18 protein-coding genes are annotated in these 21002 nt (G+C 70.2%); 2 read left to right on the top strand and 16 right to left on the bottom strand.

The window, feature by feature from the left end; genetic code table 11:
- From NYP07_RS14830 to dusB, 4 genes are all read right to left on the bottom strand, one after another.
- Positions 1-1611, bottom strand: coding sequence for a GMC family oxidoreductase (locus NYP07_RS14830; protein WP_268151764.1), 1611 nt, complete (start codon positions 1609-1611; stop codon positions 1-3).
- Between the two features lie 142 nt (positions 1612-1753).
- Positions 1754-3334 (bottom strand): bifunctional phosphoribosylaminoimidazolecarboxamide formyltransferase/IMP cyclohydrolase, encoded by a 1581-nt coding sequence (purH, locus tag NYP07_RS14835; protein ID WP_268151765.1) that lies wholly within the window; start codon positions 3332-3334, stop codon positions 1754-1756.
- Positions 3335-3396: 62 nt separating this feature from the next.
- On the bottom strand, positions 3397-3648 hold the full coding sequence (locus NYP07_RS14840; protein WP_268151766.1) for a helix-turn-helix domain-containing protein: 252 nt from the start codon (positions 3646-3648) through the stop codon (positions 3397-3399).
- Between the two features lie 17 nt (positions 3649-3665).
- The gene (dusB, locus tag NYP07_RS14845; RefSeq protein WP_268151767.1) at positions 3666-4775 is read right to left on the bottom strand and encodes a tRNA dihydrouridine synthase DusB; all 1110 of its coding nucleotides are present in this window, start codon (positions 4773-4775) and stop codon (positions 3666-3668) included.
- A gap of 51 nt (positions 4776-4826) precedes the next feature.
- Between dusB and NYP07_RS14850 the strand changes: the two genes are divergently transcribed.
- The gene (locus NYP07_RS14850; RefSeq protein ID WP_268151768.1) at positions 4827-5333 is read left to right on the top strand and encodes a YqaA family protein; all 507 of its coding nucleotides are present in this window, start codon (positions 4827-4829) and stop codon (positions 5331-5333) included.
- Complete coding sequence (locus NYP07_RS14855) at positions 5330-6820, top strand: carboxypeptidase M32 (RefSeq protein WP_268151769.1); 1491 nt, start codon at positions 5330-5332, stop codon at positions 6818-6820. Before NYP07_RS14850 ends, NYP07_RS14855 begins: the two co-directional genes overlap by 4 nt.
- Before the next feature lie 56 nt (positions 6821-6876).
- Here the strand turns inward: NYP07_RS14855 and NYP07_RS14860 are convergent, their stop codons facing one another.
- The 12 genes from NYP07_RS14860 to murD all read right to left on the bottom strand — a co-directional run bounded on the left by NYP07_RS14860 (position 6877) and on the right by murD (position 20947).
- Positions 6877-7476, bottom strand: coding sequence for a hypothetical protein (locus tag NYP07_RS14860; protein WP_268151770.1), 600 nt, complete (start codon positions 7474-7476; stop codon positions 6877-6879).
- A 367-nt stretch (positions 7477-7843) separates the two neighbouring features.
- Entirely contained in the window at positions 7844-8029 is a 186-nt protein-coding gene (locus NYP07_RS14865) for a hypothetical protein (protein ID WP_268151771.1), read from the bottom strand.
- Complete coding sequence (gene lpxC / locus NYP07_RS14870) at positions 8023-8958, bottom strand: UDP-3-O-acyl-N-acetylglucosamine deacetylase (protein WP_268151772.1); 936 nt, start codon at positions 8956-8958, stop codon at positions 8023-8025. Before lpxC ends, NYP07_RS14865 begins: the two co-directional genes overlap by 7 nt.
- Positions 8959-8975: 17 nt before the next feature.
- A complete protein-coding gene (locus NYP07_RS14875) occupies positions 8976-10943 on the bottom strand; it encodes a sensor histidine kinase (RefSeq protein ID WP_268151773.1) in 1968 nt (655 codons plus the stop codon).
- 174 nt (positions 10944-11117) lie between these two features.
- On the bottom strand, positions 11118-12359 hold the full coding sequence (ftsZ, locus tag NYP07_RS14880; RefSeq protein WP_268151774.1) for a cell division protein FtsZ: 1242 nt from the start codon (positions 12357-12359) through the stop codon (positions 11118-11120).
- A gap of 92 nt (positions 12360-12451) precedes the next feature.
- Positions 12452-13681, bottom strand: a complete 1230-nt coding sequence (ftsA, locus tag NYP07_RS14885; RefSeq protein ID WP_132570473.1) for a cell division protein FtsA — start codon at positions 13679-13681, stop codon at positions 12452-12454.
- Positions 13682-13689: 8 nt separating this feature from the next.
- Positions 13690-14490, bottom strand: a complete 801-nt coding sequence (locus NYP07_RS14890; RefSeq protein WP_268151775.1) for a cell division protein FtsQ/DivIB — start codon at positions 14488-14490, stop codon at positions 13690-13692.
- Positions 14491-14513: 23 nt separating this feature from the next.
- Complete coding sequence (locus NYP07_RS14895) at positions 14514-15488, bottom strand: D-alanine--D-alanine ligase (RefSeq protein WP_378990479.1); 975 nt, start codon at positions 15486-15488, stop codon at positions 14514-14516.
- Positions 15485-16954, bottom strand: a complete 1470-nt coding sequence (locus NYP07_RS14900; protein WP_268151776.1) for a UDP-N-acetylmuramate--L-alanine ligase — start codon at positions 16952-16954, stop codon at positions 15485-15487. Before NYP07_RS14900 ends, NYP07_RS14895 begins: the two co-directional genes overlap by 4 nt.
- Positions 16951-18027, bottom strand: coding sequence for an undecaprenyldiphospho-muramoylpentapeptide beta-N-acetylglucosaminyltransferase (gene murG, locus NYP07_RS14905; RefSeq protein WP_268151777.1), 1077 nt, complete (start codon positions 18025-18027; stop codon positions 16951-16953). The genes NYP07_RS14900 and murG overlap by 4 nt, the downstream gene beginning before the upstream one ends.
- Entirely contained in the window at positions 18024-19277 is a 1254-nt protein-coding gene (ftsW, locus tag NYP07_RS14910) for a putative lipid II flippase FtsW (RefSeq protein WP_378990482.1), read from the bottom strand. The genes murG and ftsW overlap by 4 nt, the downstream gene beginning before the upstream one ends.
- Positions 19274-20947, bottom strand: coding sequence for a UDP-N-acetylmuramoyl-L-alanine--D-glutamate ligase (gene murD / locus NYP07_RS14915; protein ID WP_268151778.1), 1674 nt, complete (start codon positions 20945-20947; stop codon positions 19274-19276). Before murD ends, ftsW begins: the two co-directional genes overlap by 4 nt.
- Positions 20948-21002 lie beyond the last annotated feature (55 nt).

Below are 21002 nucleotides of genomic sequence, written 5' to 3' on the forward strand. Positions count from 1 at the left end.
TCAGACTTCGGCGCGCATCATCTGCGCGGCCTTCTCGCCGATCATCATCGCCGGCGCGTTGGTGTTGCCGCTGATGAGGGTGGGCATGATGGACGCGTCCACCACGCGCAGGCCCTGCAGGCCGTGCACGCGCAGCCGGGCGTCGACGACGGCGCCCTCGTCCGCCCCCATGCGGCAACTGCCCACCGGGTGGTAGATGGTGTCGACGCGCTGGCGCAGCAGGGCCTCGATGTCGGTGTCGCTGCGCGCGTCGGCGCCCCACATCTCGCGGCTCCAGTGCGCGCGCAGCGCCGGCTGGTTCAGCAGCTCGCGCGTGAGCTTGTAGCCGGCCACCATCTGCGCGAGGTCCTCGGGGTGCTGGAAGAAGGCCGGGTCGATCAGCGGCGCGGCGTTCACGTCGGGGCTGGCCAGCTTCAGCGTGCCGCGGCTGCGCGGGCGCAGCAGGCAGACGTGGCAGGACATGCCGTGGCCCCAGCGCAGCTTGCGCGCATGGTCTTCCACGGCGGCCACGACGAAGTGCAGCTGCACGTCGGGCCGCGCCTGCGCCGCGCTGCTGCGCAGGAAACCGCCGCCCTCGGCGAAGTTGCTGGTCAGCATGCCGCGGCGCTCGCCGCGGTAGCGGCGCAGGGCCTTCCAGAACGCCAGGCCGCCGCGCAGCGACAGGCCGAAGGTGTCCAGGCTGCTGCTGCGCAGGCCGAAGACGAAGTCGGGGTGGTCCTGCAGGTTGGCGCCGACGCCGGGCAGGTGGTGCAGCACCGGGATGCCCAGCGCCTGCAGCTGGGCCGCGTCGCCCACGCCCGACAGCATCAGCAGCTGCGGCGACTGGATGGCCCCCGCGGCCAGCACGACCTCGCGCCGGGCCTGCAGGCGGCGCAGCACGCCGCCCACGCGCACCTCCACGCCCACCGCGCGGCGGCCGTCGAACAGGATGCGCTGCACCTGGGCTTGGGGCCTCACGCGCAGATTGGGCCGGCCCAGATGCGGGCGCAGATAGGCGCGCGCCGCGTGGCAGCGCTCGCCGCGGTCCTGCGTGACCTGGTAGATGCCGATGCCTTCCTGGGTGTCGCCATTGAAGTCGGCGTTGATGGCATGGCCCGCCTCGCGGCCGGCCGCGACCCAGGCCTGCTGCAGCGGGTTGTCGCTGCGCAGCTGGCTGACCTTGAGCGGGCCGTCGCGGCCGTGCAGCGGCGCGCCGAAGCTGTCGTTGCCCTCGCTCTTGACGAAGAAGGGCAGCACGTCGTCCCAGCCCCAGCCCGGGTTGCCGAGCGCGGCCCAGTGGTCGTAGTCCTCGCGCTGGCCGCGGATGTAGACCATCGCATTGATGCCCGACGAGCCGCCCAGCATCTTGCCGCGCGGCACATAGCCGCGCCGGCCGGTCAGGCCCGGCTGGGGCACGGTCTCGAAGGCGTAGTTGTGCAGCTTGCTGGGCACCATCAGCACGGCGGCCGTGGGCACGGTGCCCAGCCAGTTGTTGACGTCGGCGCCGGCCTCCAGCACCAGCACGGCGGTGCCCGGATCCTCGCTCAGCCGGCCGGCCAGCGCCGAGCCGGAGGAACCGCCGCCGATGACGATGACGTCATGGGTTTCGTCGAAGCATTGGGTGTCGTTCATGTCCGGTGCTCTTGTCGATGCATCGAGGCTAAACCCAACACGCCGGCCCACCATCGGGGGCGGCCCTGGACTAGAGGCGCGCGTCTAGACGCGCAGGTGACAGGTCTCATGCCCGATGCCGCGAGACGGCATCGGTCCCATCTCAGTGCCGGAAGTGACGGACGCCGGTCAGCACCATCGCGATGCCGCGCTCGTCGGCCGCGGCGATGACCTCGTCGTCGCGCATCGAGCCGCCCGGCTGGATCACGCAGGTGGCGCCGGCGTCGGCCAGCACGTCCAGTCCGTCGCGGAACGGGAAGAAGGCGTCGCTGGCCACGGCCGAGCCCTGCAGGCTCAGGCCGGCGTGCTGGGCCTTGATGGACGCGATGCGGGCCGAGTCCAGGCGGCTCATCTGGCCGGCGCCGACGCCCAGCGTCATGCCGCCGCCGCAGAAGACGATGGCATTGCTCTTGACGTGCTGGGCCACGGTCCACGCGAACATCAGGTCGTCGAGCTGCTGGGCCGTGGGCTGCAGCGTCGTGACGACCTTGAGGTCTTCGCGCTTCAGGAAGTGGTTGTCGGCGGTCTGCAGCAGCAGGCCCGAGCCGACGCGCTTGCTGTCGCCGGCGTTGCGGCCCTGCTGCCAGGGCGTCGTCCCCCCCTGCGGCAGAGCGATCTGCAACAGGCGCACATTGGCCTTGCCCTTGAAGATCTCCAGCGCCTCGGCGCTGAACGCAGGCGCCATCAGCACCTCGACGAACTGCTTGCTGACCAGCTGCGCTGCCGCGCCGTCCACCTCGCGATTGAAGGCGATGATGCCGCCGAAGGCGCTGGTGGGGTCGGTCTTGAAGGCCTTGCCATAGGCCTCGGCCGCATTCGCCGCGACGGCCACGCCGCAGGGGTTGGCGTGCTTGACGATGACGCAGGCCGGCACGTCGAAGCTCTTCACGCACTCCCAGGCCGCGTCGGCGTCGGCGATGTTGTTGTACGAGAGCTCCTTGCCCTGCAGCTGCTTGGCCGTCACCAGCGAGCCGGGGGCCGGGAAGAGGTCGCGGTACAGCGCGGCGGTCTGGTGCGAGTTCTCGCCGTAGCGCAGGTCCTGCACCTTGACGAAGGTCGCGTTCATCTGCGCCGGGTACTCGGCCTTGCTGCCGTCTTCCTGCAGCGCCGACAGGTAGTTGCTGATGGCCGCGTCGTACTGGGCGATGCGGTTGAAGGCGGCAACGCTGCAGGCGAAGCGAGTCTTGTCGCTGGTACGGCCACTCGCTTTGAGTTCGTCGAGCACGGCGGCGTACTGGGCCGCGTCGGTCAGCACCGTGACGTCCTTCCAGTTCTTGGCCGCGCTGCGCACCATGGCCGGGCCGCCGATGTCGATGTTCTCGATGGCGTCTTCCAGCGTGCAGCCGGGCTTGGCGACGGTGGCCTCGAAGGGGTAGAGGTTGACGGCCAGGATGTCGATGCGCGTGATGCCGTGCTTCTCCATCGCGGCGACATGCTCGGGCAGGTCGGAGCGGGCCAGCAGGCCGCCGTGGATCTTGGGGTGCAGCGTCTTCACGCGGCCGTCCATCATCTCGGGGAAGCCGGTGTGCTCGGCGACCTCGGTGACGGGCAGGCCGGCCTCGGCCAGCAGCTTGGCGGTGCCGCCGGTGGACAGCAGCTTGGCGCCGAGGGCGTGCAGGCCCTTGGCGAAGTCGAGGATGCCGGTCTTGTCGGAAACCGAGAGGAGTGCGGTGAGTTGAGTCATATCTACCTGGTCAGTTGGGGTCGGAGCTTTTCGCTGCGCTCAAAGGTCCAACCCGCAAGGTTTTAAAGATCGTGATCGGTCAGCTTGCGGCGCAGCGTGTTGCGGTTGATGCCCAGCCATTGCGCGGCCTTGCTCTGATTGCCGCCGGCCTCGCGCATGACGATCTCGAACAGCGGCTTCTCGACCAGCTTGACCAGCATCTCGTGCATCGAATGCGGCTCCTGGCCGTCGAGGTCGCGGAAGAAGGCTTCGAGGTTGTCGCGCACGCAGGCGTCGATGGGATTAGGCGGGTTGGTGTTCTTCTGGGCACTCATGACAGGAGCGTGTGGGTTCAGGCAGCGCAGGCTTCGTCGGCCTGTGCGTCTTCGTCGTTGGCCGCTTCGGTGGGAGGCAGCCGGTCGTGGGTCTGGCCGAGGTCGTCGAACCAGTCGCGGAGCGCCTGCACCTGCTCGTCGCAGCGCTCCAGGATGTTCATGCGTTGGCGGAAGTCTTCGCCGCCGGGCAGGCCGCGCACGGCCCAGCCGATGTGCTTGCGCGCGCTGCGCACGCCGCTGCGCTCGCCGTAGAGGCCGTAGTGGTCGTGCAGATGCTCGGTCAGCAGGTCGCGGGCTTCGGGCACGGTGGGCGCGGCCAGGTGCTCGCCCGTCGCCAGGAAGTGCGCCACCTCGCGGAAGATCCACGGCCGGCCTTGCGCCGCGCGGCCGATCATCAGCGCGTCGGCCCGCGTGTAGGCCAGCACGTCGCGGGCCTTCTCGGGGCTGTCGATGTCGCCGTTGGCGACGACGGGAATCGCCAGCGCGGCCTTCACGGCGGCGATGGTGTCGTACTCGGCCAGGCCCTTGTAGCCCTGCTCGCGCGTGCGGCCGTGGATGGTCAGCATCGCGATGCCGGCGGCCTCGAAGCTGCGCGCCAGGCGCAGCGCGTTGCGCTCCTCAAGACTCCAGCCGGTGCGCATCTTCAGCGTGACGGGCACGCCACGCGGCGCGCATACCGCGACGACGGCTTCGACGATTTCCAGCGCCAGCGCCTCGTTGCGCATCAGCGCCGAGCCCGCCCACTTGTTGCAGACCTTCTTGGCCGGGCAGCCCATGTTGATGTCGATGATCTGGGCGCCGCGGTCGATGTTGTAGGCCGCCGCCTCGGCCATCATGGCCGCGTCGGTGCCGGCGATCTGCACGGCGATGGGGCCCGGCTCGCCCGCATGGTCGGCGCGGCGCGAGGTCTTCAGGCTGCCCCACAGCTCCTTGCGCGAGGTGACCATCTCGCTGACCGCATAGCCCGCCCCCAGGCGCCGGCAGAGCTGGCGGAAGGGCCGGTCTGTCACTCCCGCCATCGGCGCCACGAAGAGCCGGTTGGGGAGGAGGTGGGGGCCGATCTGCACGAGGGGTCTGCTTAAAAAAGAGGCGAGATTGTAGCTAGGGGTCTGCGCGGCAGCGCGCATGGCCCGCGCGCCGCCGCGCAGACCCCTTGCCCGTCCGTCGACAATGCCGGCATGGAAGCCTGGCTCGCCCAACTCATCCACGATCTGCTCGCCGCGCTGGCCCTGCCCCAGGTCGGCCTGGTCGCGGTCTTCATCATCACTTTCGTCTCGGCGACGCTGCTGCCGCTAGGCTCGGAGCCGGCCGTCTTTCTCGTCGCCAAGGCCGACCCGGGCATGTTCTGGGCCGTCATCGCGGTCGCCACCGTGGGCAACACCCTCGGCGGCATCACGAGCTGGTGGGTGGGCTATGGCGCGGAAAGGGCGGTCGAAGCGGTCCAGCATCGCGAGCCGCCCAACCCGCGGGCGCTGGCCTGGCTGAAGCGCTTCGGCCCCAGGGCCTGCGTGCTGAGCTGGCTGCCCATCGTCGGCGACCCGCTCTGCGCCGTGGCCGGCTGGCTCAGGCTGCCGTTCTGGCCCTGCGTGGGCTGGATGGCGCTGGGCAAGGGCCTGCGCTTCATCTGTTTCACGGCCGCCTTGCTGTGGCTGGTTCCCGAATCATGGATGTCATGGATGCAATGAACACCCCCGCCTACCAAGACCTGGTCGCGCGCCAGCGACGCCTGCACCACCTCGGCCACCTGCAGGCCATCGCGCAATGGGACCAGGCCGCCAACATGCCGGCCAAGGGCAACGAGGCGCGCAGCCTGGCCCTGGCCGAGATGGACGGCCTGCTGCACCAGCTCGCCACCGACCCCGCGCTGCCCGGCCTGCTGGACGCCGCCGCCACCGAGCCGCTGGACGACACCCAGCGCGCCAACCTGCGCGAGATCCGCCGCGCCTGGCGCGCCGCGAATGCGCTGCCGCAGGCGCTGGTGGAGGCCAAGAGCCTGGCCAACAACCGCTGCGAGCACGCCTGGCGCACGCAGCGCCCGGCCAACGACTGGGCCGGCTTCCTGCCCAATCTGCGCGAGGTGCTGAAGATCGCCCGCCAGGAGGCCGAATGCCTGTCGCAGAGCGCGGGGCTGTCGAAGTACGACGCGCTGCTGGACGTCTACGAGCCGGGCATGCGCAGCGCGGAGGTCGAGCGCGTGTTCGCGCCGCTGCGCCAATGGCTGCCGGGGCTGATCCGCGACGTCATCGCGAAGCAGTCGCGCGAGACCGTCATCGAACCGATCGGCCCCTTCCCCACCGCGGCGCAGAAGGCGCTCGGCCTGGACGCGATGAAGCTGATGGGCTTCGACTTCGCGGCCGGCCGGCTGGACGAGAGCACCCATCCCTTCTGCGGCGGCGTGCCCGAGGACGTGCGCATGACGACGCGCTACCGCGAGGACGACTTCCTGCCCAGCCTGATGGGCACCATCCACGAGACCGGCCACGGCCGCTACGAGCAGAACCTGCCGCGCGAGCTGCTCGGCCAGCCCATCGCCCGCGCACGCTCCATGGGCATCCACGAAAGCCAGAGCCTGAGCTTCGAGATGCAGCTGGGCAGCCACCCGGCCTTCGCCGCCCTGCTGGCGCCGCTGCTCGTGAAGCACTTCGGCGAACAGCCCGCCTTAGCGCCCGCCAACCTGCACAAGCTGCTGACGCGCGTGCAGCGCGGCTACATCCGCGTGGATGCCGACGAGGTGAGCTACCCGGCCCACATCCTGCTGCGCTTCGACATCGAGCGCGCGCTGATCGAGGGCGAGGCCGAGGTGGAGGACATCCCGGCGCTGTGGGACGCGAAGATGGCCGAGCTGCTGGACCTCGACACGCGCGGCAACTTCAAGGACGGCCCCATGCAGGACGTGCACTGGGCCGCCGGCCTGTTCGGCTACTTCCCCTGCTACACGCTGGGCGCGATGTACGCGGCGCAATGGTTCGCGGCGATGCGCGCCCAGCAGCCGCAGCTCGACGCGCAGATCGCCGGCGGTGAACTCGGCGGCGTGTTCGGCTGGCTCGGCAGCAACATCTGGCAGGCCGCCAGCCGCTGGGAGACGCCGGAACTGGTCAGCCGCGCCAGCGGCGAGGCGCTGAACCCGGCGCACTTCGAGGCCCATCTGCGCGGCCGCTACCTGGGCGCTTGAAAGCAAGACGCCGAGGGGCGAACCCCTCGGCGTCGGTCACTCAGCAGGCCGGGCAATCAGCCGGCGGTCTTGGCGCGGTGGATGCGCTTGCTCTGGTGGTTCTCGGCGCGCTGCACGCGCTGCTGCTCGCCGGCACCGACATGCCCGTCCGCCGCGGCATGCGCTTCGACACGATCCACATGGGCCTGCCCCTGCTCCAGGCGGGCCGCCTCATGCTGGGTCAGCGAACCCGTCTGCAGGCCGTTCTCGATGCGCTTCTCCTGGTTCACGTTGCGCTGCACGTCGGCCTGCATGCGCTGGCTGGAGGCGGACAGCGGGTTGCCGTTGACGCCGTTGGTCTCGGCCGCCTTGATGTCGCGGCTGGCCTTGTTCTGCGCGGCGCGCAGCTGGCGGCGCTCGGCGGGGCTGAGCTTGCCATCCTTCATGTCCTTGGCCTGCAGCTTGTCGACCTTGGCCTCGTCGCGCTCCAGCAGGCCGGCCTCACGCGTCGTGATCTTGCCGCTCTGCAGGCCGTTCTCGATGCGCTGCTGCTGGTTCACGTCGCGCTGCACCGTGGTCTGCGCGGTGACGGGGGCGGCCGGCGCTGCGGGCGTCTGGGCCATGGCGGCACCAGTCAGCAGGGCAAGGGCGGCGGCGGCGATCAGGGAGGTCTTCATTGGGAGGGTCCTTTCAGCGGTCAGCGACGGCTGGCCTGAGCAATCAACGCCGCGCCCCGCAACGGGTCGACCGACGCGCACACCGATCGGTGAGAGGAAGTAACCGGCCTGAAGGCTTGCCGACAGGCGCGCCGTGCGCGCAAAAAAAGGGGCCGCCTCACGAGAAGCGGCCCGCCAAACGATCTCTCCATCCAACCCACTGCGCTTCCCCGGCCCCCCGGCCTTCTCCGCGCGTGGCGCCCGGTCTTGTGTTCTCGGGCTCGGCCGCCGCAACTCGATTCGGCGACCGTGAACGGATTCTGGGCATGCCGCCCCGCGCTGCCATCCCCGCAAGCCGAGGGGGCCTGCGGCGCCGGCGTGACAGGCGTCACAGCAGCAGCGCCAGCCGCTCCAGGATCAGCGCGCCGAAGAAGGCCAGCCCGGCCACCAGCGTCCACTTGACGATGACGAGGCCCCGCCGCCGCCAGCGCGCCTGGCCGGTCGCGATGGAGAAGGCGAAGCAGACGACGGCGGAGAACAGCAGCAGGCCGATGAGGAGGCGGGCGATCACCATGCCGGCGCCAGCTCCGCAAAGCCCTTGGGCGCCTCGCGCTCGTCGCCGAAGCTGACCACCTCGTAGGCCGACTCGTCGGCCAGCAGCGCGCGCAGCAGCTTGTTGTTCAGCGCGTGGCCACCCTTGAAGGAGGTGTAGGCGGCCATCAGCGGCATGCCGGCGACCTGCATGTCGCCGATGGCGTCGAGGATCTTGTGCTTCACGAACTCGTCGTCGTAGCGCAGGCCGTCGGCGTTCAGCACCTTGTAGTCGTCGACGACGATGGCGTTGTCCATGGAGCCGCCCAGCGTCAGGCCGCGCGAACGCATCAGGTCGATGTCAGCCGTCATGCCGAAGGTGCGCGCGCGGGCGATCTCCTTCTTGTAAAGCCCTGAGCCCATGTCGAAGACGAAGCGGCTGCCGGTGGCGGCCACGGCCGGGTTGTCGAACTCGATCTCGAAGCTCAGCGTGTAGCCGTGGTGGGGCTCCAGCCGCGCCCACATCAGCTTCTTGCCCTCGCCCTGGCGCACCTCGACGGGCCTGTTCACCTTCAGGAAGCGCTTGGGCGCGTCCTGCATGACGATGCCGGCCGACTGCAGCAGGAAGACGAAGGCGGCGGCCGAGCCGTCCAGCACGGGCACCTCGTCGGCATTGATGTCGATGACGAGGTTGTCCAGGCCCAGGCCCGCGCAGGCGGACAGCAGATGCTCGATGGTCTGCACCTTGGGGCCGCCCGGGTCGCCCGCCGGGCTGATGGTGGTGGCCATGCGCGTGTCGCTGACCGACATGACGCCGACCGGGATGTCCACCGGCGGGCAGAGGTCCACGCGGCGGAAGACGATGCCGGTGTCCGGCGGCGCGGGGCGCAGCGTCAGCTCGACCTTCTGGCCGCTGTGGATGCCGACGCCGACGGCACGCGTGATGGACTTCAGGGTGCGTTGCTTGAGCATGCCCCGATTGTCCCGGATCAGGCCTGAGCCTTGCGCTCCACGGGCAATCGCAAGGACAGCCGCGTGCCCAGGCCGGGCGTGGAGTCGATGCGCAGCTTGCCGCCCAGGTGCTGGGCGCGCTTGATCTGGCTCTTCAGGCCACGGCCGTGCTGCACGTTCTGCAGCTCGAAGCCGGCGCCGTCGTCCTCGACGCGGATCTCGACATAGCTGCCGTGATGGCGCGTGACCATGCGCACGCGACTGGCGTTGGCGTGCTTGACGACATTGTTCAGCGCCTCCTGCATCAGGCGCAGCACGTGCAGCGCGTCGGGCGGCTCCAGCCAGTCCAGCGGCGGCAGGTCCTGCACGTCCCACTCCAGCTTCAGCCCGCCGACCTGCAGGCGCTTGCCCAGTCGGTAGCGCATCGTCGCCAGCAGCGAAACCAGGTCGTGGCCCACCGGCTCCAGCGAATCGATGACCAGGCGCAGGTCGTCCACGCATTCGCGCAGCACCTCCACGCACTGCTCGTGCGACATGCTGCCCTGCTCCATCGCGACCAGGGCCGACAGCAGCGAGGAGCCCAGGCCGTCATGCATGTCCGCCATGATGCGCTGGCGCTCCAGCAGCAGGGCCTGCTGGCGCTCGGCCTCGCGCAGCTGCGCGTTCTGTGCCTGCAGCACGGAGACCTGCTCGTCCAGGTTCTCCTGCAGCTGGCTGTTCTCGGCCTGGAACTGCTCGACCGCGCCGACATAGCGGCGCTGCACCGCGTACAGGAAGCTGACCATGACGGTCAGCGTCGCGAACGGCATCAGGAAGACATGCTCGGGCCAGGCCCAGCCGGCCAGCACGGCCAGGTCGTGGGCACCGAGCACGACGCCGCAGACCAGGGCCAGGGCCATGACGCGCAGTTCGGGGCGGCGCTCGCGCCAGGCCAGCCGGCAGACCCAGGCCACGCCGACGGCGGCGACCGCGGCCGTCACCGCGTACTGCAGCACCACCATGTCGAGCCGGCGCAGCCACAGCGGCATGCTGAACAGGCTGACGAGCAGCACGCTGCCGAGCAGCACGCGCTCCAGCCGGGGTGCGCGCCGGCTCGCGAAGCGCAGTGCGAACAGCAGCGCCGTCAGCATGACCCAGGCCATGGACGCATGCGTGGCCCACCAGAACCAGTCCTGCCCCCAAGGCGACTCCGGCAGGCCGGCGTAGTAGTGCAGGCAGCGCACCATCCAGGCCGCGGCGCTCGCCGCGAACAAGCCGTAGATGGCCTCGCCCGGGCGGCGCAGCCACAGCATCAACGCGAACAGGCCCAGCACTGCCAGCGTCAGGCTGACGGCCTGCGGCAGGGCGGTCTGAAGCCGCAGCCGCCACTGCCAGCGCTTCTCGAGCACATCGCGCGGGCCGACCCAGATGCGCGACACGGCGTGGTAGCTGCCGGCCGGCACCGGCAGCGCGACGACGAGCTCCAGCCCGCGCTCGCCCGCGCCGGGCAGCGGCAGCCACAGCGGCCGGATCCACTGCTCGCGCTCGGCGTGCCGGTTGTCGAGCAGCAACTGCCAGCCCGGGCCGTGACGCGCCAGCACCGCGGCCGACAGCGTGGCCAGGCGCGGCAGGTAGAGGGCCAGCGGCTCGTCGGCACCGGGCGGGATGCGCAGCCGGTACCAGCGCATCTGATACCCGGCCGCGTCGCCGACCAGGGCCGCGCCGGGGCGGGCCTGCACGTCGGGCAGGACCACAGGCCGCCAGGCCGTGCCGGCCTCGGGCGGCAGCAGTTCGGGCGGCAGCGTGAGTTGGTCGCCGCCAGACACCGTCTGGTGACGCAGCGCGGCCCACCAGGCCTCGAGCTGGGCCGGCGTCCAGGCGCTGGCCGCGAGCTCGGTGGGAGCCGCATCGTCGGCGGCGATGCCGGAACTCGGCTGGGGCAGACGCTGGGCCTGGGCCGGCATGCCGACTGCCAGCGCCAGCAGCAACAACAACCAGCCGCGCAGCAGGACGCGCAGCTCAGGCATCCCGGCTATTTCTGGGCATGGACATGGGGCGCCAGCATACGCGCGCGCCGGAAAGCAAAAGAGCGAGCCTGTCGCTCGCTCTTTGCGTGGCCTGCCTCGTGTCTGGCCGCCTGCATGCGGCCGGCCCTTCGGCAGGCGTCGGGCAAGACGCAGGGTCTTGCCCTTGGTCCTGCCTCAGTCAGCCTGCTTGCGCAGGAAGGCCGGGATCTCGATCTCGTCCATGCCGTTGGACGACAGCGCCTCGACCTTGGCGGCCGCGCTGCCCGAACGGCCATGGCGCCAGACGCTGGGCACGTTGGCGTTCGCGAAATCGCCCAGGCCCAGGCCGACATTGGCCTGCTGGGCCGTGGCGACCGGCGCGGCCATGGCCACGGCCTGCGTCAGCACGGGCATGCCGTCGGTGCCGTTGCGCACGACGGCCTGCGTCTGCACGACCTGCAGCGGCGCCTGCTGGCGGGCGCGGCCGGCGGTCAGGCCGGTGGCGATGACGGTCACGCGCAGCGCGTCGCCCAGGGTCTCGTCGTAGGCCGTGCCGAAGATGACGTGGGCGTCTTCCGAGGCGTAGCGCTTGATCGCGTTCATCGCGTTGCGCGACTCGCTGAGCTTGAAGTTGCTGCGGCCCGCGGCGATCAGCACCAGCACGCCGCGCGCGCCGGACAGGTCGATGCCCTCCAGCAGCGGGCAGGCCACGGCGGCCTCGGCGGCCTTGGCGGCGCGGTCCGGGCCGGTGGCCTGGGCCGTGCCCATCATCGCCTTGCCGGGCTCGCTCATCACCGTCTTCACGTCCTCGAAGTCGACGTTGACGAGGCCGGGGATGTGGATGATGTCGGAAATGCCGCCAACGGCGTTCTTCAGCACGTCATTGGCGTGCGCAAAGGCCTGGTCCTGCGTGACGTCGTCGCCCAGCACGTCGAGCAGCTTGTCGTTCAGCACGACGATCAGCGAGTCGACATTGGCCTCCAGCTCGGCCAGGCCGGCATCGGCCGCCTTGGCGCGGCGGCCGCCTTCGAATTCGAAGGGTTTGGTGACGACGCCGACGGTCAGGATGCCCATTTCCTTGGCGACGCGGGCAATCACCGGCGCGGCGCCCGTGCCGGTACCGCCGCCCATGCCGGCGGTGATGAACAGCATATTGGCGCCGGCGATGGATTCGCGGATGCGGTTTTCGGCTTCCTCGGCGGCGGCCTTGCCCATTTCGGGTTTGGCGCCGGCGCCCAGGCCGGTGGAGCCGAGTTGCAGCAATTGGTCGGCCTTGGAGCGGTTGAGGGCCTGCGCGTCGGTATTCGCGCAGATGAATTCAACGCCTTGAACGCCCTGGGCGATCATGTGGTCCACGGCATTGCCGCCGCCGCCACCGACCCCGATCACCTTGATTTGGGTGCCTTGGTCAAACTCTTCGATCATCTCGATGGGCATATCAAACCTCCTACTGCAATTGTGCCCTGGGCACATGAATGTTGACTAGTTGCTGAAACAAATTTTTCGTCGTCGGTGTTGGTTTTGGGGGGTCAGAAATTCCCCATGAACCAATCCTTGACCCGGCCGAGCAGGGTTTGCACCGAGCCGGCCTGCTGCGCCGCCTTGAAACCCCGGCTGCGCGACAGCCGGGCTTCTTCGAGCAGGCCCATGACGGTGGCCGATCGCGGGTTGGCGACCATGTCGTAAAGAGCCCCGGAATAGGTCGGCAGGCCGCGGCGGACGGGTTTCAGAAAAATGTCCTCGGCGAGTTCCACCATGCCCGGCATGACGGCCGAGCCGCCGGTCAGCACGATGCCGGAGGACAGCAATTCCTCATACCCGCTCTCGCGAATGACCTGGTGCACCAGCGAAAAGATTTCCTCGACGCGCGGCTCGATGACGCCGGCCAGCGCCTGCTTGGACAGCATGCGCGGGCTGCGGTCGCCCAGGCCGGGCACCTCCACCTGGTCGGACGGGTCGGCCAGCAGCTGCTTGGCGACGCCATACTCGACCTTGATTTCCTCGGCATCCTTGGTCGGCGTGCGCAGCGCCATCGCGATATCGCTGGTGATCAGGTCGCCGGCGATCGGGATGACGGCGGTATGGCGGATGGAGCCGCCGGTGAATATCGCGACATCGGTCGTGCCGGCGCCGATATCCACCAGCGCAACCCCCAGGTCGCGCTCGTCGGCGGTCAGGGCGGCATGGCTGGAGGCGCTCGGGTTCAAAACCAGCTGGTCGACCTCCAAACCACAGCGGCGCACGCATTTGACGATGTTCTCGGCGGCACTTTGGGCGCCGGTCACGATATGGACCTTGACCTCCAGCCGGCCGCCGCTCATGCCGATGGGTTCCTTGACCTCGTGGCCGTCGATGACGAATTCCTGCGGCTCGACCAGCAGCAGGCGCTGGTCGTTTGGGATATTGATGGCCTTGGCGGTTTCGACGACCCGGGTCACGTCGACCGGCGTGACCTCCTTGTCGCGCACGATGACCATGCCGGTGGAGTTCTGGCCGCGGATATGGCTGCCGGTAATCCCCGTGTAAACCCTGGATATTTTGCAGTCGGCCATCATTTCGGCCTCTTTCAGGGCCTGCTGGATGGACTGCACGGTGGCGTCGATATTGACGACGACGCCGCGCTTCAAGCCATGCGACGGCGCCACGCCGAGGCCGGCGATACGCAATTCCCCCCCCGGCAAAACCTCGGCCACGACGGCCATGATCTTGGCGGTTCCGATATCCAAGCCGACGACCAGATCCTTGTATTCCTTGGCCATGTCCGTCCTCAACGCTTTCTATTTACGGGTTTACCCGGAATCTGTGTCGTCACGCCGCGCAGCCTGACCGCATAGCCGTCGGCGTGGCGCAGGTCGGCCGCGAGCAGCGGGCCGCGGTATTGCGCCGTGACCTGGGTGATGGAGCGGGCGAAGCGGCCGAAGCGCTCGGCGACTTCCGGCAAGCTGCCCCGGCCCAGCTCGATGACGGCACCGCTGCCGAAGGTCGCGCGCCATGAGCCGCGGCCGGACAGGTCCAGCCTTTCGATGCTTTCGCCCAGCTTCTCAGCGGCGGGCTGCAGCGCCCGCCACATCTGCAGCATCGGGCCGGCCGCGTTGGGCGGGCCGGCAAGCACGGGCAGGTCCTCGTCCTCGACGTCGCCGAGATTGGCCTGGAAGACCTCGCCGAAGCTGTTGACCAGGGCCGGCTCGGCGCTGGCCTCGCTGGCCGAGTCGGCGCTGTCGGTGCGCGCCTCCCAGTAGGCGGCGGCGCGGTGCTCTTCCAGCTTGACCTTGAGCCGCATCGGCCAGACGCGCTGCAGCTGCGCGTGGCGCACCCAGGGCACGGCCTCGAAGGCGGCGCGGCCGTCCTTCAGGTTCATGCTGAGGAAGGAGCCCTTCAGCCGCGGCAGCGCATTGGCGCGCAGCGACGCGACGCTGTTGCGGCTGACATCGCCGTCGACCTGGATGGCGCGGAAGTTGAACACCGGCAGCCGCACCGCCCAGCGCAGCAGGCCCCAGGCCGCCGTCGCCAGCAGCGCGGCGACGAGCAGCGCCGACACCGCGTTCATCAGGCGGACGTCGGGGGGCATTGCGACGGTGGCGACGGCAGAGTTCACTTCCCGTCCAACCTCGCTTGCGAAAGCAGCCACAGGCACAGCTGCGGGTAGGCTATGCCGACGGCCTTGGCGGCCTTGGGCACGAGGGAGTGCGAGGTCATGCCCGGGCTGGTGTTCATCTCCAGCAGGAAGGGCTTCATGTCGCCCTGGCGCAGCATCAGGTCGGCACGGCCCCAGCCGCGGCAGCCGAGCAGCCGGTAGGCCTGGAGCACGAGCTGCCGGATCTCGGCCTCGAGCGCGGCCGGCAGCGTGCCGAACAGGTATTGCGTCGTGTCGGTGTGGTATTTGTTCTCGAAGTCGTAGTTGCCCGCCTCGGCGCGGATCTCGACGACCGGCAGCGCCACCGCGCCATCGCCCTGCCCCAGCACGGCGCAGGTGACTTCGGGGCCTTCGATGCACTGCTCGAATAGCAATTCGTCGTCGAATCCTAGCGCCAGCTCGACCGCGCCCTGCATGTCGGAATAGCCGGCCGCCTTGGTGATGCCGATGCTGCTGCCCTCGTGCGGCGGCTTGACGATGACCGGCAGGCCGAGCTCGTCGGGAATCGTGCGGATGCGCTCGCGGGTCAGCTCGGCGCGCGTCAGCGCCAGGTATTGCGGCGTCGGCAGGCCCTCGGCGGCCCAGACGCGCTTGGTCATCGTCTTGTCCATCGCCACGCCGGAGGCCGTCACGCCCGAGCCGGTGTAGGGGATGCCCAGCCATTCGAGGGCGCCCTGCAGCGTGCCGTCCTCGCCGCCGCGGCCGTGCAGCGCGATGAAGGCGCGTGCGAAGCCTTCATCCTTCAGCGCCTGCAGCGGGCGCTCGGCGGGGTCGAAGGCGTGGGCATCGACGCCGCTGGCGCGCAGCGCGTCGAGCACGCCGGCCCCGCTCATCAGCGACACGGGGCGCTCGGCGCTCGTGCCGCCGAACAGCACGGCGACCTTGCCGAACGACTTGGCGTCGATGTTCAGGTCGATAGGCGTCTTCATCATGCCGACGCTCCTTGCGAAAAATATTGGGCGACGAGGCGCGGCAGCGCGCTCATCGAACCGGCGCCCATGCCGATGACGACGTCGCCGTCGCGGGTCAGCGCGGCCAGCGCGGCCGGCATGTCGGCCACCGCCGCGACGAAGTGCCGCGTGCCGACGGCATCGGCCAGCGCCTGGCCGGTCGCGCCGGCAATGGGCGCCTCGCCGGCCGAGTACACCTCGGTCAGCAGCACGACATCGGCGCCCTGCATCACGCGCACGAAGTCGGCGAAGCAGTCGCGCGTGCGGGTGTAGCGGTGCGGCTGGAAGGCCAGCACGAGGCGGCGGCCCGGATAGGCGCCGCGCGCGGCGGACAGCACGGCGGCCATCTCGACCGGGTGGTGGCCGTAGTCGTCGATCAGCGCGAAGCGGCCACCATCGGCGGCCGGCCATTGGCCGTGCTTCTCGAAGCGGCGGCCCACGCCGGAGAAGCCGGCCAGCGCCTTCAGGATGTCGGCATCGGCGCAGCCCAGCTCGGTCGCGATCGCGATGGCGGCCAGCGCGTTGCGCACGTTGTGCTCGCCGGCCAGGTTGAGCAGCACGTCGATGTCGGCCTGGCCTTCGCGCCGGCAGGTGAAGCGCATCTGCGCGCCGGCCAGCGCCTGCACGTTGACGGCGCGCACGCTGACGCCTGCGGACAGCCCGTAGCTGACGACCGGCCGCTCGATGCGGCCGAGGATGGCCCGCACGCCGGCATCATCCGCGCAGACCACGGCCGCGCCGTAGAAGGGCATGCGGTGCAGGAACTCGATGAAGGCCTCGTGCAGCTTCTCGACCAAGTGCCCATAGGTGTCCATGTGGTCCTCGTCGATGTTGGTGACGACGGACAGCACGGGGCTGAGCTTCAGGAAGGAGGCGTCGCTCTCGTCCGCCTCGACGACGATGAACTCGCCGCGGCCCAGGCGCGCGTTGGCGCCGGCCGCCGGCAAGGCGCCGGGCCGCCCCAAGCCTTGCCCGCCCCCGTGGGGGGCAGCCTGCGTATCCGCAGGCGTGGGGGCTCCGTACAGTTTGCCGCCGATGACGAAGGTCGGGTCCAGGCCGGCCTCGACGAGGATGGCCGTGACCAGCGAGGTCGTCGTCGTCTTGCCATGCGTGCCGGCGATCGCGATGCCGCGGCGCAGCCGCATCAGCTCGGCCAGCATGACGGCGCGCGGCACGACCGGCACCTGGCGCGCGCGCGCGGCGACGACCTCGGGGTTGTCGGCCGCGACGGCGGTGCTGGTGACCAGGGCCTGGGCGTCGCCGATATTGGGCGCCGCATGGCCGATCTCGACGCGCAGGCCGAGGGCGCGCAGCCTCTCGGTCGTCGCGCTCTCGACCGCGTCCGAGCCGCTGACCGCGAAGCCCAGGTTGTGCAGGATCTCGGCGATGCCGCTCATGCCGGCGCCGCCGATGCCGACAAAGTGCAAACGCTGTACGGCGTGCTTCACTTCAACATTCCTTCGATCTCATCGGCCACGCGCGCGGCGGCGCGCGGCCGGGCCAGCGAGCGAGCCTTCTCGCCCATCGCGAGCAGGGCCGCGCGGTCCAGGCCGGCCAGCAGCTCGTGCAGTTTCTCGGGCGTCAGCTCGGTCTGCGGCAGGTGGATGGCCGCGCCGTGCTGGGCCATGAAGATGGCGTTGTCGCGCTGGTGCGAGGTCGTGCTGACGACCAGCGGCACCAGCACCGCCGCGCAGCCGGCCGCGCACAGCTCGCTGACCGTGATGGCGCCGGCACGGCAGACGACGACGTCGGCCCAGGCCAGCGCCGCGGCCATGTCGTCGATGAAGGGCCTCACCTCGGCCGTCAGGCCGGCGTCGGTGTAGGCCTGCCAGACGGCGCCGAGGTGATCCTGGCCGGACTGGTGCAGCACCTGCGGGCGCTCTCCTTCAGGCCACAGCGCGAGCGCCTGCGGCAGCGTCTGGTTCAGCGCGCGCGCGCCGAGCGAGCCGCCCAGCACCAGCAGGCGCAGCGGGCCGATGCGATTGGCCATGCGCTCGGAAGGCAGAGGCAGCGCCTCGATCTCGGCGCGCACCGGATTGCCGCTGACGACGGCGCCGCGCGTCGAGGCCGCCGCCGCACCGTCGAAGCCGAATGCGATCCGGCGCGCAAAAGGTTTCAGCGCGGCATTGCTCTTCAGCATGGCCGCGTCGCCATTGACCAGCATCAGCGGCCGGCCGCTGAAGGCCGCCGCCAGGCCGGCGGGCACGCAGACATAGCCGCCCATGCCCAGCACCGCCGTCGCATGGCGCTGCTGGTAGACGCTGCGCGCCCGGCCCAGCGCCTTGAAGAAGCCGACGACGCCGCGCAGCATGTGGCCGAGGCCCTTGCCGCGCAGGCCGGCGAAAGGCAGCGCGTCGAGCTCGATGCCGCGTGCCGGCACCAGCCGGTTCTCCATGCCGGCCGGCGTACCGATCCACGACACGGTCCAGCCACGGCGCTGCATTTCTTCGGCCACCGCGAGGCCCGGAATGATGTGGCCGCCGGTGCCGGCGGCCATCACGACGAGGTGCTTCTCGCTCATGAACGCCCTCCACGCATCATCTGCCGGTTCTCCAGGTCAATCCGAAGCACGACCGCCAGCGCCACGCAGTTCATCAGGATCGCCGACCCGCCAAAGCTCATCAGCGGCAGCGTCAGTCCCTTGGTCGGCAGCGCGCCCAGGTTCACGCCCATGTTGATGAAGGCCTGGCCGCCCATCCAGATGCCGATGCCCTGCGCGTAGAGGCCGGCGAACACGCGGTCCAGCGCGATGGCCTGGCGGCCGATCAGGAAGCAGCGGCGGGTCAGCCAGAAGAAGGCGAGGATGACGACGGCCACGCCGGCAAAGCCCAGTTCCTCGCCGATGACGGCGAGCAGAAAGTCGGTGTGCGCCTCGGGCAGGTAGTGCAGCTTCTCGACGCTGCCACCCAGGCCCTGGCCGAACCACTCGCCGCGGCCGAAGGCGATGAGGCTGTGCGTCAGCTGGTAGGCCTTGCCCTGGGCGTATTTGTCGTCCCAGGGGTTGAGGTAGGCAAAGATGCGCTCGCGGCGGAAGTCGCTCAGCGTGATCATCAGCGTGAAGGCGCCCAGCAGCACCGCGACGATCAGGAAGAACATGCGGCCGTTGACGCCGCCAAGAAAGAGGATGCCCATGGCGATCGCCGCGATGACCATGAAGGCGCCCATGTCCGGCTCGGCCAGCAGCAGCAGGCCCACGAAGGCCAGCGAGATGGCCATCGGCGTGACGGCCTGGAAGAAGTTCTCCCGCGCGTCCATCTTGCGCATCATGTAGTTGGCCGCGTACAGCGCGATGCCGAACTTGGCCAGCTCCGACGGCTGGAAGTTCATGACGCCGAGCGGGATCCAGCGGCGCGCGCCGTAGACGACCTTGCCGAGGCCCGGGATCAGCACGGCCACGAGCAGCACCAGCGCCGCGACGAAGACCCAGGGCGCCCAGCGTTCCCAGACCGAGACGGGGATCTGCACGGTGACGAGGCCGGCAACGAGGCCGAAGCCGATGGCCACCATATGGCGCGTCAGGAAATGGGTCGGCAGGTATTTGGCGAAGCGCGGGTTGTCCGGCATCGCGATGGAGGCCGAATAGACCATCAGCAGGCCGAAGGCCATCAGCGCGAGCACGACCCAGACCAGCGTGATGTCGAAGCCCTGCAGCTGCGTCGGCCGGCCGGCGGAGGTGGACACCCAGTCGCGCACCGGCACCGCGGCCTCGGCCGCCTCGTCGCCGCCGCCGCGCTTCCACAGGCCTTGCAGGCGTTGGGCGAAGGCGTTCACAGCGCCACCCCGCGTTCGTCGGCGAGCCGCTGCACCGTCGCGACGAAGACCTCGGCGCGGTGGGCGTAGTTCCTGAACATGTCCAGGCTGGCGCAGGCCGGCGACAGCAGCACGCTGTCGCCGCCCTGGGCCCGGGCCAGGCACCAGGCGGTGGCGGCTTCCAGCGTGTCGTGGCGCTGCAGGGGTACGCCGGTGTCGGCCAGCGCCGCCTCGATCTGCGGCGCATCGCGGCCGATCAGCGCGACGGCGCGGGCATGGCGGGCGACGCCTTCGGCCAGCGGCGCGAAGTCCTGGCCCTTGCCGTCGCCGCCGAGGATCAGCACCAGCCTGGCCGGCGCGCGGTAGGCGCCCAGGCCCGAGATCGCGGCGACCGTGGCGCCGACATTGGTGCCCTTGCTGTCGTCGTAGAACTCGACGCCGGCTATGCTGCCCACGGGCTCCACGCGGTGCGGCTCGCCGCGGTAGTCGCGCAGGCCGTGCAGCATGGGCGCGAGCTCGCAGCCGGCGGCCGTGGCCAGCGCCAGCGCCGCCAGCGCATTGGCCGCGTTGTGGCGGCCGCGCACGCGCAGCGCGTCGGCGGGCATCAGGCGCTGGATGACCAGGGGCTCGTCTTCGGCGCCCTTGCGCTTCTTGATCGTCGGGTCCAGTTCGCGGGCGCGCACCAGCCAGGCCAGGCCGCCCTCATCCGTGAGGCCGAAGTCGCCCGGCGCCTTCGGAGGATTGAGGCCGAAGCGCACGACATGGCGCGACACCGTGCGGCCGGGCTTGCCGCGCGTGCCCTTCACGAACACGGGCTGCGGCACCAGGCCCTCCACTTCGGCGTCGTCGCGGTTGGCGACGATGACAGCCTCGCGGCCGAAGATGCGCGCCTTCGCGCGGCCGTAGGCGGCCATGTCGCCGTGCCAGTCGAGATGGTCCTGCGTCAGGTTCAGCACGGCGCCGGCCGTCGGCTCGAAGCCGGCGACGTTGTCGAGCTGGAAGCTGGAGAGTTCGAGCACCCAGACCTCGGGCAACGTCTCGAAGACCGGGCCGCGCGGCGGCGGCGGATCGATCGGCAGCGGCGCGTCCTCGTCGGGCAGCGCGGCCGCAACTTCTTCACCGGCCTCGTCTTCGGCAGGCTCGTCTTCAACCACTTCGGCGACGACCTCGACGGGCGTCGGATCGGGCTCCTTGTCCAGCGCCTCGGTCAGCGTGTCGAGCAGCGTCGGGCCGATATTGCCGGCGATGGCCACGCGCTTGCCTGCGCGCTCGACCAGCAGGCCGGTCATGCAGGTCGTCGTCGTCTTGCCGTTGGTGCCGGTGATGGCCAGCACCGCGGGCGCATAGCCGTGCTGGGCCTTCAGTGCGGCCAACGCGTCGGCGAACAGGTCCAGCTCGCCGCGCACGGCGGGGCCGTGCTCGTAGACGGCCTTGAGCCGCCCATCCAGCGGCGCCAGGCCGGGGCTCTTCAGCACGGCGTTGAAACCTGCCACGGCCTCGGCCGTCAGCTCGCCGGTGATGAAGGCCGCCGTGTCGCCCAGCGCGCCCAGCTGCGGCGGCTGCGCGCGCGAGTCCCACACGGTGACCCGCGCACCGAAGCGCGCGCACCAGCGCGCCATCGCGAGACCGGAGTCCCCGAGGCCCAGCACGAGCACGCGCTGACCGACAAAAGACGACAGATCGAGCTTCATCAGCCAAGCCTCCGCACAAGAGTGCATGGCCAAGCGGCCCCGGTGGAACTGGCTT

Origin of the sequence: Pelomonas aquatica, from assembly GCF_026712205.1 — a bacterium.
GTDB classification, from domain to species: domain Bacteria; phylum Pseudomonadota; class Gammaproteobacteria; order Burkholderiales; family Burkholderiaceae_C; genus Pelomonas; species Pelomonas aquatica.